The organism is Massilia norwichensis, from assembly GCF_024753245.1.
In the GTDB taxonomy this organism is placed as follows: domain Bacteria; phylum Pseudomonadota; class Gammaproteobacteria; order Burkholderiales; family Burkholderiaceae_D; genus Telluria; species Telluria norwichensis.
In genome coordinates this window covers 48,289-60,918 of the sequence record NZ_JANUGX010000009.1, presented here as the reverse complement: position 1 = coordinate 60,918, position 12,630 = coordinate 48,289, and the positions used below count along the sequence as shown (strand labels likewise).

Here is a 12,630-nt window from a genome sequence, read left to right as displayed (position 1 = left end):
TTAGTGACCGATCGACAGCAAGGTGTCGAACATGGTGCTGGCGATCTGCATGACCTTGCCCGCCGCCTGGTAGGCCTGCTGGTACTTGAGCAGATTGGCCGCCTCCTCGTCCAGGTTGACACCCGAGACATTATTGGCAGCACTTTCCGCCTGCGCCAGCTGGGCCGCGCTGGCGTCCGCGTTGACCTGCACCTCCCGGGTCTTGTTGCCGACCGTCCCGACCAGGTGGGCATAGGCCGACTGGTAGGTGGCACTGTTACCGTCCAGGATATTCTTGGTCTGCAGGTCGCCCAGCAGGCTGGCATTGCGGGTGTCGCCGGTGCCGGTCGTGCGTTCGATCACGAACTGGTCGCCGTTCGACGGCACGCCGCTCATGCTGAAGCTCATTCCGCCTACCGTATAGGTGGCGCCGGCCTTGAACGGCACCGGCAGGCCGGCGGCGTAGGGCGAGTCGGGATCGCCGCTCACGGCCACCGCCTGGCCCGCCGGAAAACCGCCCAGGGTGCCGGTCGCGCTATCGTAGACCAGCTTCACGGGAGCCGTCAGCGGAGAGGCCAGGTAGGTCTTGTCTACCGTGGCCTCACCGATCTTGCCGCTGCCCCTGTTGTCCACCGGGTTACTGGTCACGATGGGGGCAGCCGCTGCGATCTGGCTGGCATCGGTCAGCTTGACCTTGAAATTGGCGGCGCCGTTGGCGGTCGGACGCACCAGGAAGTTGTCACCCGTAGCGGCCGTGCCGGTGATCATGAAATCGATGCCGTCGATGGTTTGCGGCGTCGTCTGCGGATACGGCACGATTTCGTTCGGCTGGCCGTCCGACAGCCGCGTCACCAGGCATTTGCCATCCTTGAAGTCGACCTTGTAGTCGCTGGCGGTGAGCGCGGTGACATCGCTGATCGTGGCCGAGATCACCGTAGTGCTGGTCTGGTTGTTGGCGATGTTCGCGGTGTACTCCGCCGGTTCGATCGCGAAGAAATCGCCGCCCGGGTTACCTTTCGCATCCAGGCCCAGGTGATGCTGTTCATTAAAACTGGCGGCCAAGCCGATCGCGATCCGTCCCAGCGCGTTCTGGGCCGGATCGAGTGTCCTGGAGCGGAATTCCAGTAGGCCGCCCAGTTCACCGCCAACGAGGGCGCTTTCCGGAATCGGGGTAATCTTATCGTTGGTAACGAAGCCAACCGTCACCCGGGTCTGGTCGGTCGGCGAGCCGATCGCAGCCAGCTGGAATGCGCGCGAGCCAACGATCAGCGGTTGCCCATTACCGATCGAAACGGTCAGGCTGTTGTTATCGCCGGCCACGACGGTAGTCTTGATCTGCTTGTTCAGCTCGACAACCAGCTGGTCGCGTTTGTCGAGCAAGTCGTTCGGCAGATTCAGGCTACTGTTGCCGGCCAGTTTGCCGATCTGGTCGTTCAGCGAAGCGATCTCGGAGGCATAGCTGTTGATCAGGGTGACGTTGCTGCCCACCTGCCCGTTGACGCCTTCGCGGATCTCTTCCATGCGGCCGTTCATGGCCTGAAAGCGGGTTGCCAGGGTTTCCGCCGCGCTCAGCAGCGCACCACGCGACGGCACGCCGGCACGGTCACCAGTGAGGCTCTGCACCGCCGAGAAGAAATCCTGCAGCGCCGGCGACAGGCCGGAAGTGCTGCTCGACAGCATATTATCGATCTGGGTAATCTGGGCCTGGTAGGCATCCAACCCACTGCTCGCGGCCTGGGCCGTGCGGACCTGGGCGTTCAGAAACTCGTCCGAGTAGCGCTTGATCTGGGCAATCTGGGTGCCGGTGCCGATATAGCCGTTGCCCACTGAATTTGCAATGGCGGTCGCCTGCACCACCGTCTGGCGGCTGTAGCCGGCGACGTTGGCGTTGGTGATGTTGTGGCCGGTCGTCGACAGCGCCGCCTGGGCGGCGTACAGACCGGACTTGCCGATGCTGAGGAGGGACATGTGCTCTTCTTCCTGTGTACGTTGTTGTTGTCGGCAGAACCCGCCAGAACTTTATGCCAGCGAATGCTTGATGATGCGCGACAGCTTGGCCGCGTACTGCGGGTCGGTGGCGTAGCCGGCACGCTGCAGGCCGTGGGCAAAGGCGGCGGCGTCGCCGCCGTGGTCCAGCACTTTTTCGTAGCGCGGATTGTTGCCGATCATCCGCGCGTAATCCTTGAAGGACTCCGCCGGCGAATCGTAGGCCCGGAACTTCTCGACCCGCGTGTGCGGCCGACCGTTCACGTATTCGGTGGTGACGGCGGTAGCGACCTTGCCCTTCCAGCCCGGACCGGCCTTGATGCCGAACAGGTTGTTGCTGGAGCTGCCGTCGTGGTTGCGGATCACGCGCTTGCCCCAGCCGGTTTCCAGCGCGGCCTGGCCCAGCATGAACTTGGCCGGCACGCCGGTGGCGCGCTCGGCATCCTCGGCGGCGCCGGCCAGCTTGTCCTGGAAGGCGCGTACGTGGGCCGGCTTGCCGGCGTCGGTCGTGCTGCGGGCGCTGCCGGTGATGCCGGATGCGGAAGGGGCGGCGTCGGTCGACATGGTGTCGGCACCGCGCTGCAGGCGGCCCACGTTGGCGCTCCGTTCGCCGCCGATCGCCAGCGCGCCCGACTGCATCTGCTTGGCCAGTGCCTGGCCCTGCTCCTGCACCGACAGCTGGCGCACCAGCACGTCGGCCAGGCCGATGCCGCGCTTGGCCAGCTTCTGGCTCATCTGCTGGTCGAGCATGGTGGTGAAGGTCCTGGTCTCCTGGCTGTCCGTCATGCCGTCCTGCGGCGTCGCATCGCGCATGCTCTTCATCATCATGTTGATGAACATGGACTCGAACTGCGTCGCCGCGCCTTTCAAGGCTTCGGGCGAACCGGCCTTGGCGGACTGTTTCAGGTCGCCGAGGCTGTTGGTATCGAGCGCGAATTTTCCGGACAGGTCAGGGGTCGAGCCGAGCATGGTTTGCCTTCTTCTTCAGATGATCTCGAGTTCCGCGCGCAGCGAGCCGGCGGCCTTCAGCGACTGCAGGATCGAGAGCAGGTCTTGCGGGGTCGCGCCGATCGCGTTCATCGCTTTCACGACTTCGGCCAGCGAGGCGCCGTTGTTCAGCATGATGACGCGGCCGGGGTCCTTCTTGACCGAGGCCGACGGATTCTGGGTCACCACAGTGGCGCCGCGCGAACCGGCTGGCGGCTGGCTGACCTGGGTATCGCCGCCGATCGTCACCGTCAGGTTGCCGTGCGAGATCGCGCAGGTGTCCAGGGTCACCGCGCGGTTCATCACGATCGAGCCGGTGCGCGCGTTCAGGATCACCTTGGCCGCGGCTTCGGACGATCTGACGTCCATGTTCTCGAGGATGCCCAGGAAGGACACGCGCTGGTCGCTCGAGGACGGCACGCGCACCCGGATCACGCGGCCATCCAGGGCGGTGGCGATGCCCGGGCCGAACTTGTCGTTGATCGCCTCGACCACGCGGCTGGCGGTGGAGAAGTCGGTGGTGTTCAGTTCCAGCTTGACCTGGTTGTCGGCGCCGAGATTGGAGGCGACCGCGCGTTCGACGGTGGCGCCGGCCGAGATGCGGCCCACCGCCAGCTGGTTCACCTGGGTCGAGGCGCCGCCGCCGGATGCCCCTACCCCGCCGACCAGGATGTTGCCCTGGGCCATGGCATACACCTGGCCGTCGGCGCCCTGCAGCGGCGTCATGAGGAGGGTGCCGCCGCGCAGGCTCTTCGCGTTGCCCATCGAGGACACGGTCACGTCGATGGTCTGGCCCGGCTGGGCGAAGGCCGGCAGCGAGGTGGTGACCATCACGGCCGCCACGTTCTTCAGCTGCAGCTGGGTGCCGGCCGGCAGGCTGATGCCTTTCTGCTGCAGCATCGCCATGATCGACTGCACGGTGAACGGCGTCTGGGTGGTCTGGTCGCCGGTGCCGTCGAGGCCGACCACGATGCCGTAGCCGGACAGCTGGTTCTGGCGCACGCCGCCGAAGCTGGCGATGTCCTTCAGGCGCTCGGCCCGGGCCGGCGTCGACAGGATCGGGCAGATCAGGGCGGCGGCGAGGGCGATCAGTTTGAAGTTGAAGCGCATGGTCAGAAAGGAAGCATGGACTGGAAGAAACGCGACATCATCGAGGTCAGCTCGGCGCGGTCGATCGTACTGTTGGTGCGGTACTCGACACGGGCGTCGGCCACCAGGGTCGACGACACCACGTTGCCCGGCTGGATGGTGTCCGGATTGACCATGCCCGAGAAGCGGATGAATTCCACGCCCTTGTTCATCGCGACCTGCTTTTCGCCGACCACGATCAGGTTGCCGTTCGGGAGCACCTCGGACACCGTCACGCCGATCGTGCCGGTGAAGGCGTTCGACGCGGTCTGGGTGTCGCCGTCGGCATACTTGGTGCCGGTGCTGGTGCCCACGCTGGCGCCGAGCCTGCCCTGCAGCGGGCCGGGGATGCCGAAGTCCGCGCTGCCCGACTTGTTGCCGGTGCTGGCGCCGCTCTTGTTGGCCGAGGTCTTCTCGACGATGCTGACGGTGAGGATGTCGCCGATGTGGCGCGCGCGGCGGTCCTCGAACATCGGGCGGAAGGTGCTGCTGTTGTAGATTGCGCCTTCGGTGGGTGCGCCGGCGTCGGCGATCAGCGGACGCACCGAGGTCGGCCCCTTGACGATCGAGGTCGGGGTGGCGGCGCAGCCGGCCAGCAGGACTCCCAGGGCCGACACCACAGTCGCCCCCGCAACCTTCTTGAACGTCGCCCCCGCGAAGGCGGGGGTCCAGGCTTTACTAACTTTTTTCATAACTGAGCCAGCTTCTGCAGCATCTGGTCGGAGGTGGTGATCGCCTTCGAGTTGATTTCGTAGGCGCGCTGGGTCTGGATCATGTTGACCATCTCCTCGACCACGTTGACGTTCGAAGTCTCGACATATCCCTGCATCAGGACGCCGGCGCCGTTGGTGCCCGGCGTGTTGGTGTTGGCGGTCCCTGACGCCGCGGTCTCCACGTACAGGTTCTCGCCGCGCGATTCGAGACCGGCCGGGTTGACGAAGGTGGACAGCTGGAGCGAGCCGATCTGGGTCGAGCCGGCCTGCCCGGCGGTGGTCACCGAAACGGTACCGTCGCGACCGACGGTCATTGACAAGGCGTTGCTGGGGACCGTGATCGGCGGCTGAATGACGTAACCGCTGGAGGTGACCAGCTGGCCATTGGCGTCGCTCTGGAAGGAGCCGTCACGGGTGTAGGCCTGGGTGCCGTCGGGCAGCAGCACCTGGAAGAAACCCGAGCCGTTGACCATCACGTCGCGCGAGTTGCCGGTCTGCTGGGGGTTGCCCTGCGTAAAGATGCGCTCGGTCGCGACGGTGCGGGTACCGGTACCGATCTGCAGGCCGGACGGCAACTGGGTCTGCTGCGAACTTTGCGCGCCGGGCTGGCGCACGTTCTGGTACAGCAGGTCCTCGAACACCGCACGCGACTTCTTGAAGCCGTTGGTGCTGACGTTGGCGAGGTTGTTGGTGATGACGTCGAGGTTGGTCTGCTGGGCTTCGAGACCGGTTTTTGCGATGAATAAGGAACGGATCATGGTGGAGTTCTCCTGACGGCGACGGCACTCCATCGCCCACCATGAAATTATGTCCCAGCAGCAATCAAGTCAAAGCGAGGATCTGGGTGGCTTTCGCCGCGTTATTCTCGGCGTTCTTCAGCAGGCTCATTTGGGTTTCGAAGGAACGCGCCAGCGAGATCATGTTCACCATCGAGTCCACCGCCGACACATTGCTGCCCTCGAGGGCGCCGCCGGCCACCGTCACGGCAGGGTCGGCCTGGGCGTTGCTCCCGTCCTTCAGGCGGAACATGCCGTCGTCGCCGCGCACCAGGTCGGACTCAACCGGATTCACCAGCTTGATGCGGCCCAGTACGGTGGGCGCGGCCGGCGTGGTCGTCGTCGACAGCGTCGAGATGGTGCCGTCGCTGCCGACCGCCACGGTCACATCCGGCGGAATCGTGATCGGGCCGCCCTCGCCGGCGACGTTCAGGCCGTTTGAGGTCTGCAGGATGCCGTTCGGGCTGATCTGCAGCGAACCGTTGCGCGTATACGACTCGGTCCCGTCCGCGTTCTGCACCGCGATCCAGCCCTTGCCCTTGATGGCGACATCGAGGTCGCGCCCCGTCACCTGTATCGGACCGGAAGAAAAATCGGCGCCGGTCGTGTTGTCGACCACAAAAGCGCGCGTGGGCAAACCCTCGCCCTGGACCGGCACCGCGCGAAACGTATCGAACTGCGCCCGGAAACCCGTGGTGCCGAGGTTCGCCAGGTTGTTCGAGGTGGTCGCCTGCTGTTCCAGGATGTGCTTGGCGCCGCTGGCCGCCGTGTAAATCAACCGATCCATCATCTTTCCTTAAACCGGGGTCAGAGCCCGAATTTTGGCAACTGACCGCTAGCAATTTCCTAAAACCGGGCTCTGACCCCGGTTTGCGTTAGCGCAGGTTCACCAGCGTCTGCAGCACCGAGTCCTGGGTCTTGATGGTCTGGGCGTTCGCCTGGTACACGCGCTGGGCGGTGATCATGTTGACCAGTTCGGCCGTCAGGTCGACGTTCGAGCTTTCCACCGCCGACGACTGCAGTACGCCAAGGCTGCCCGTATTCGGCGTGCCGATCATCGGCGAGCCCGATGCCGAGCTCTCGGCCCAGGCGTTGTTGCCGAGTGGTTCGAGACCATTCGGGTTGGTGAAATTGGCCAGCACCACCTGGCCCAGCGGCTTGGTCTGGCCGTTGCTGTACTGCCCCAGGATCACGCCGTCCGCACCGGCCGAGAAACGCTGCAGGTGACCGGCCGCGTAGCCGTCCTGCGTCGTCTTCTTCTCGCTGGTGTCGGCGCCGTACTGGGTGGTACCGGTGAAGCCCAACTGGATCGGCAGGATTTCCTTGGCCCCTGTGGGCGGATACACCGGCAGGTTCACCGTCAGTGGCAGGGTCTGCGGCGACATCAGCGGGGCCGACAGGACACCGTTCGCATCGAACTTCAGCGTGCCTACAGGGCTTGGCGGCACCGTCGTGGCCGCGGCAATCGCCTTGTCGACCTGGGCGGGAGTAAAGCCGACGGTGCTGCCGGCACTACTCGCAGCTGCCCGGATCGCGGCAATGGTGGCAGGGCTGGCACCGACGGTGGCGCCGATCACCGCTTCCGCCGTCTTGCCGGCATAATCGGCCAGGGCGGTACCGACTGCGGCCGCATCGATCGGCACGGCCTTGGTCGCAGCGGTCCAGGCATTGCGCGCGGTCACCACGCCGGTGTCGGTCTGGGCCTTGGCGAGGACGTTGGCCCTGGTCATTTCGGTACCGTCGCTGCTCGCGTACACGTCCCAGCTGCCAGCGCCCGTCTTCACGTAGTACAAGGACATCACATGCGCATTGCCCAGCGTATCGTAGACACTCACTGGAGTCTGCTTGTTGTAGGTGGTCGCATCGTTGGCGTCGAACGGATAGTTGAGCGGCTGTTCGGCGCGCGAATCCAGGTTCAGCGACGTATCGACCTTGGTGGTCGCATTCGGCTTCAGGTCGGCAGTACTGATCTGCAGCGGCGCCGCGACGCCCGCCATGATCTGGCCGCTGGCATTGACAGGGTAGCCGGTCAGGCTGGCTCCCTGAGGTGTTACCAGGAATCCATTCTTGTCGAGTGAAAACTGGCCGTTACGGGTGTATTGCACAACACCCGCCGCTTCGGTACGGAAGAAGCCGGCACCATTGATGGCGATGTCGAGGGGGTTGTTCGAGGTTTCGATATTCCCCTGCGTGAACTGCTGGGCGATGCCGGCGACCGACGCGCCGATACCGCCATTCACACTGCCTGCCCCGTTCAGCGAACGCGCGTAGACGTCGGCGAACTGGGTGGTCGAACCCTTGAAGCCGACCGTGCTGGCGTTGGCGATGTTGTTGCCGATGACGTCCAGCGATTTCGCGGCGCCGTTCAAGCCGCTCAGGCCCTGTTGGAAAGACATGTTCTGCTCCTAAAAATTACAAGACTTGCTTGATGTCGGCCAGCGTGACCACGCCCTTCACGGGCAGGTTCAGCTTGACGCCGTCGGTGCTGTTGGTGGTGACCGAGGCCACGCTGTCGAAGGAGAGCGTCCTGGCGTCGCTCAGCTTGTCGCCGCCGCGGCTGGCGGTGACCTGGAAGGTGTAATTGCCGTCGGCTAGGGTGATCGGCTTGCCGTCGCTGTCGAGCTTGGTCTCGTCCGGCACGCCGTTCCAGGCCAGGGGCAGCACGCCGGCTTTTTGCGCGCCCAGGTCCATGCTCTGCACCGTCTTGCCGGTCTTGTCGATGATGTCGATCTTCACGCTGTCGGCGTCGCTGCCCAGTTCCACGCCCAGGATGGCCTTGCTGCCCGACAGGGTCACGTTGCTGCCCTCGACCAGCACGCCGTGGCCGATCAGGTTGGTCGCCTGCATCGCTTCCGAACTCTGGTAGCTGGCTTTCAGCGAATTCAGCGTGTCGTTCAGCTTGTTCACGCCGGTCACGGTCTGCAGCTGGGCCAGCTGGCTGGTGACCTGGGCGTTGTCGAGGGGGTTCAGCGGATCCTGGTTCTTGAGCTGGGTGACCAGCAGGGTCATGAACTTGTCGGTGTCGGCCTGCACGCTGTCGCCGCCGGCGGTCGCCGGCTTGGCGTTCATCGTCGACATCAGGTCGTTGATGGCGGTGGTCGATCCTGTATTGGTGTTAACGGTGGACATGGGTAGGGGCTTTCAGCGTTTACTGACCAATGGTCAGGGTCTTGAGCAGCATGGTCTTGGCCGCGTTCATGGTTTCGACGTTGGTCTGGTAGGAGCGCGACGCCGACAGCATGTTGACCATCTCGTCGACCACGTTCACGTTCGGCATCGTCACATAGCCCTTGTCGTCGGCCAGCGGATTCTTCGGGTCGTACACCTGCTTCATCGGCGACGGGTCCTCGACCACTTCGCGCACCTTGACGGCGGTGGAGCCGCCCGCCACCGGCACGGCCTCGAACACGACCTGCTTGGCGCGGTAGGCTTCGCCGGTGGCGCTGGTGGCGCTGTCGGCATTCGCCAGGTTGCTGGCGGTGGTGTTCAGGCGCTGCGACTGGGCGCTCATCGCCGAACCGGCGACGTTGAATACATTAAATAGCGACATGATTACTGGCCTCCCTGAATGGCGGCGAGCAGGTTGCGGATCTGGTGGTTGATCATGGTGATGCCGGCTTCGTAGCGCAGCGCGTTGTCGGCGAACTGGGTGCGCTCGGTATCCATGTCGACCGTGTTGCCGTCCACCGCGCCCTGGGACACGGTGCGGTACAGGACCGGGGTGCCGTCCGGCAGCGCCTTGCCGTCCGCCGCCACCGGTGCGTTGGCGATGTGGCCCTGCGCGGTGGTCGCCAGCGCGCTCCGCAACGCATTGGAGAAGTCGATGTCGCGCGCCTTGTAGTTGGGCGTGTCGGCGTTCGCGATATTGGACGCGAGCAGTTCCTGGCGCTGCGAGCGCAGGCTCAGCGCCGTTTCGTTAAAACGCAGGTAATCGTCGAGTTTGCCGATCATGCCGCCTCCGGGCCTTCACTTATTGGACAGCATCGATCATACGGGTCTGTCGAGTCTTCCAATCGGGCAATAAAGAGACCCAAAAGGGGGCTATTCCGAGTTTCAAGGCGGAACCAGGAAGCCTAAGATGGCAGCATCGAATCCCCTGGCGACGTCTTTGTCATGCTCCGCACCCTGTTTGTCTCCCTGTTGATCGCTCCGCTGCTCGCCCTGCCCGGCCTTGCCGCGGCCGCGCCCGGAATCCAGAACGTGAACGCGCTGCGCGCCGTGGTCGAGCAGTTCCTGCTGACCCAGACCGCCGGCCTGCCGGGCGAAGTCTCGGTAAAGGTGGGCGCTGTCGATGCGCGCACCGCGCTGGCCAGCTGCCCGGCGCCGGAAGCCTTCCTGCAGCCGGGCGCGCGCGCCTGGGGCAAGACCACGGTCGGGGTGCGCTGCACGGCGCCGTCGAACTGGACCATCTATGTGCAGGCCCAGGTGAACGTGAAGGCGGAATACGTGGCGGCGGCGGTGCCGCTGGCCCAGGGCCAGCCGGTCGAGCAAGGTCAGCTGATGTTGGTAAAAGGCGACATCGCGGCGATGCCGAACGGGATCATCACCGACATGGCGCAGGCGATCGGGCGGACTCCGACCGTCTCGCTGGCGGCAGGTACGCCGCTGCGCCTGGATCTACTCCGCAGCAAGCCGGTGGTGCAGCAGAACCAGGCGGTGCGCCTGGTGTTGAACGGTAACGGTTTTTCGGTGTCGTCCGAGGGCCGCGCGATCGGCACCGCCGGCGAAGGCCAGGTGGTGCAGGTGCGCACCGCGACCGGCACGGTGGTCAGCGGAACGGCGAAGGCCGGCGGCATGGTCGAAGTGGCATTCTAAGAGCTTCCAGACGTATGAGATTATCCTAAAGTTTTCGCTGGCAACGCCGATAAACATGGCAGATCCCGGGCTTTCTGTTCCGACCTGCAAAGGATGATGCTGTGAAAATCAACGATACCCTCAAGAACAACGCCGCCGCATCGGCTATTAACTCGCAGGCGAACAATACGCCGCCAGCCATCGCGAAGAGCGCCGACAACGCGGCCGCAGCCGCGGCCAGCGCGACCACGCCTGCGGCAACCGACACCGTGCGCCTGTCCTCCCAAGGCCAGGCGCTGGCTGCCGGCAGTGCGAATCAGGTGTTCGACACCAAGAAAGTCGAGCGCATCAAGGCGGCCATCGCGGATGGCCAGTTCCAGGTAAATTCGGAGAAAGTGGCGGACGGCCTGCTGGAAACGGTACGCGACCTGCTGCACTCCCGCAAACGATAGATAACACATGGTCACTGCATCCCCCGGCGCAACGCTGCGCGAAGAACAGCAACTGATCGGCTCCATCGTGGAGCTGATGAAATCGGAACAGCAGTTCCTGGTCAGTGCGGATGCCGATGGCCTCTCCACCATCACCCCGAAGAAGCTGCAGCTGGCCCAGAAGGCGACCGAGCTGTCGCGACTGCGTCACAGGGCGCTCGGCGCGGCCGGCTTCCCATCTCTTGAAAGCAGCATGGAACCCTGGCTGGCGGTCGAGGGCAACGACGAACTGCGCGCCGACTGGAACCGCCTGCTCGAACTCACGCGCGAAGCCAGGGAACTCAACCGCGTCAACGGCATGCTGGTCAACAAGCAGCTGGCGCACACCCAGAACATGCTGAACGAACTGCGCCCCGCGACGGACGGCGCCGGCGTGTACGGCCCGGGCGGCCAGGCGCTGGCTTCGGGTCCTTCACGGCGCTACGTGGTGGGCTGAGCCTGCTCCTTCAGTAACATCTCCACCAGCTCCGCCGTCAGCGGCCGGCTGAAGTAGAAGCCCTGCATCCGGTGGCAGCCGTGCGCCCCCAGGAAGTCCACCTGGGCGGCGCTTTCCACGCCCTCGGCGATCACTTCCAGTTTCATCGACTGCGCCAGTGCGATCACGGCCTTCACGATGGCGGCATCGCCGTCGTCGATGCTGTCGTTGCCGGCGATATCGGACACGAAGGAGCGATCGATCTTCAGGCAGTGGATCGGGAAGCGCTTCAGGTTGGCCAGGCTCGAGTAGCCGGTACCGAAGTCGTCGACCGCCAGGTGTATGCCCATGGCCGCGAGACGGGCCATGGCTTCGGCAGCCGCGGCCGGGTTCTCCATCAGGACGCTTTCGGTGATCTCCAGCGTCAGCCAGGACGGTTCGCAGCCGGTTTCCCGCAACAGGCGCTCGACGTTGGCCGCCACGTCGCGCTCGCGGAACTGGCGCGCCGACATGTTCACGCTCATGCGCGGCGGCGCGCCGCCGGTCAGTTTTGCAAAGCGCGCCTGCTGGCGCAGCGCCGCTTCCAGCACCCAGTCGCCGATCGGCACGATCAGGCCGGTTTCCTCGGCCAAGGGGACGAAATCGGCCGGTGATACCATCGCTTCGCCCTCGGGCTGCCAGCGCAGCAGCGCCTCGACGCCGACGATGCGGCCGCTGGCGGCATCGACCTGGGGCTGGTAGTGCAGCACGAACTCGCCGCGCAGCAGGCCGCGCTGCAGGCCGTTCTCGATGCGCAGGTGCTGTTCCGCCCTGGTGGCGAGATCGGCCGCGTAGAAGGCGTAGTGCTTGCCGCCGCTGGCCTTGGCGCGGTACATCGCGCTGTCGGCCGCCTTCAGCAGGGTTTCGCTGTCGTGCCCGTCGCCCGGGTACATGGCGATCCCGATGCTCGCGGACGGGAACACCTCATGCCCGCACAGCACCAGCGGCTTGAACAGGCTCTCCAGCAGCTCGGCCGCCAACAGCGCGGCGTCGCCGGGCGCCGCCAGGCCGGCCAGCACCACCACGAATTCGTCGCCGCCCTGGCGCGCCACGGTGTCGCCCTCGCGCATGGCGCCGGCCAGGCGGCGCGCGATCTCGACGATCAGCTGGTCGCCGGCTGCGTGCCCGAGGCTGTCGTTGACGTGCTTGAAGCGGTCGAGGTCGATGAACATCACGCCGACCTGGCGGCGCGCACGCGCGGCCTGCAAGATCGCCTGCGCCAGACGGTCCTGCAGCAGCAGGCGGTTCGGCAGCCCGGTCAGGGCGTCGTGGCGAGCCATGTGCAGCAGTGCTTCCTCGGCCCGCTTTCGGCGTGAAATTTC

At 65.1% G+C, this 12,630-nt stretch carries 14 protein-coding genes; 3 read left to right on the top strand and 11 right to left on the bottom strand.

Annotated elements, in window-relative coordinates:
- The 10 genes from flgK to flgB form a co-directional block, all read right to left on the bottom strand.
- Nucleotides 1-1,947, bottom strand: coding sequence for a flagellar hook-associated protein FlgK (gene flgK / locus NX782_RS09565; protein WP_258845222.1), 1,947 nt, complete (start codon nt 1,945-1,947; stop codon nt 1-3).
- Nucleotides 1,948-1,998: 51 nt separating this feature from the next.
- Nucleotides 1,999-2,934 (bottom strand): flagellar assembly peptidoglycan hydrolase FlgJ, encoded by a 936-nt coding sequence (gene flgJ, locus NX782_RS09560; RefSeq protein ID WP_258845221.1) that lies wholly within the window; start codon nt 2,932-2,934, stop codon nt 1,999-2,001.
- A gap of 15 nt (nt 2,935-2,949) precedes the next feature.
- Nucleotides 2,950-4,062: a flagellar basal body P-ring protein FlgI gene (locus NX782_RS09555; protein WP_308632892.1), complete on the bottom strand. Its 1,113-nt coding sequence runs from the start codon at nt 4,060-4,062 to the stop codon at nt 2,950-2,952.
- 2 nt (nt 4,063-4,064) lie between these two features.
- Nucleotides 4,065-4,772, bottom strand: a complete 708-nt coding sequence (locus NX782_RS09550) for a flagellar basal body L-ring protein FlgH (protein ID WP_258845220.1) — start codon at nt 4,770-4,772, stop codon at nt 4,065-4,067.
- The gene (gene flgG / locus NX782_RS09545; RefSeq protein WP_258845219.1) at nt 4,769-5,551 is read right to left on the bottom strand and encodes a flagellar basal-body rod protein FlgG; all 783 of its coding nucleotides are present in this window, start codon (nt 5,549-5,551) and stop codon (nt 4,769-4,771) included. Before flgG ends, NX782_RS09550 begins: the two co-directional genes overlap by 4 nt.
- Nucleotides 5,552-5,615: 64 nt before the next feature.
- Entirely contained in the window at nt 5,616-6,356 is a 741-nt protein-coding gene (gene flgF, locus NX782_RS09540; RefSeq protein ID WP_258845218.1) for a flagellar basal-body rod protein FlgF, read from the bottom strand.
- 88 nt (nt 6,357-6,444) lie between these two features.
- Nucleotides 6,445-7,965 (bottom strand): flagellar hook protein FlgE, encoded by a 1,521-nt coding sequence (locus NX782_RS09535; protein ID WP_258845217.1) that lies wholly within the window; start codon nt 7,963-7,965, stop codon nt 6,445-6,447.
- A gap of 16 nt (nt 7,966-7,981) precedes the next feature.
- Entirely contained in the window at nt 7,982-8,698 is a 717-nt protein-coding gene (locus NX782_RS09530; protein WP_258845216.1) for a flagellar hook assembly protein FlgD, read from the bottom strand.
- A 19-nt stretch (nt 8,699-8,717) separates the two neighbouring features.
- Entirely contained in the window at nt 8,718-9,119 is a 402-nt protein-coding gene (gene flgC / locus NX782_RS09525) for a flagellar basal body rod protein FlgC (protein WP_258845215.1), read from the bottom strand.
- A 2-nt stretch (nt 9,120-9,121) separates the two neighbouring features.
- The gene (gene flgB, locus NX782_RS09520; protein WP_258845214.1) at nt 9,122-9,520 is read right to left on the bottom strand and encodes a flagellar basal body rod protein FlgB; all 399 of its coding nucleotides are present in this window, start codon (nt 9,518-9,520) and stop codon (nt 9,122-9,124) included.
- Nucleotides 9,521-9,682: 162 nt separating this feature from the next.
- Here flgB and flgA point away from each other — a divergent pair, with 162 nt between their 5' ends.
- From flgA to NX782_RS09505, 3 genes are all read left to right on the top strand, one after another.
- Nucleotides 9,683-10,384 carry a flagellar basal body P-ring formation chaperone FlgA gene (gene flgA / locus NX782_RS09515; protein WP_258845213.1) on the top strand — a complete coding sequence of 234 codons (702 nt, stop codon included), beginning with the start codon at nt 9,683-9,685 and terminating at the stop codon, nt 10,382-10,384.
- 101 nt (nt 10,385-10,485) lie between these two features.
- Nucleotides 10,486-10,815 (top strand): flagellar biosynthesis anti-sigma factor FlgM, encoded by a 330-nt coding sequence (gene flgM / locus NX782_RS09510; RefSeq protein WP_258845212.1) that lies wholly within the window; start codon nt 10,486-10,488, stop codon nt 10,813-10,815.
- Between the two features lie 7 nt (nt 10,816-10,822).
- Entirely contained in the window at nt 10,823-11,290 is a 468-nt protein-coding gene (locus tag NX782_RS09505) for a flagella synthesis protein FlgN (protein WP_258845211.1), read from the top strand.
- On the opposite strand, the gene NX782_RS09500 is transcribed toward NX782_RS09505, so the two are convergent.
- Nucleotides 11,275-12,588 carry a putative bifunctional diguanylate cyclase/phosphodiesterase gene (locus tag NX782_RS09500; protein ID WP_258845210.1) on the bottom strand — a complete coding sequence of 438 codons (1,314 nt, stop codon included), beginning with the start codon at nt 12,586-12,588 and terminating at the stop codon, nt 11,275-11,277. The genes NX782_RS09505 and NX782_RS09500 overlap by 16 nt on opposite strands.
- Between the last annotated feature and the right edge of the window lie 42 nt (nt 12,589-12,630).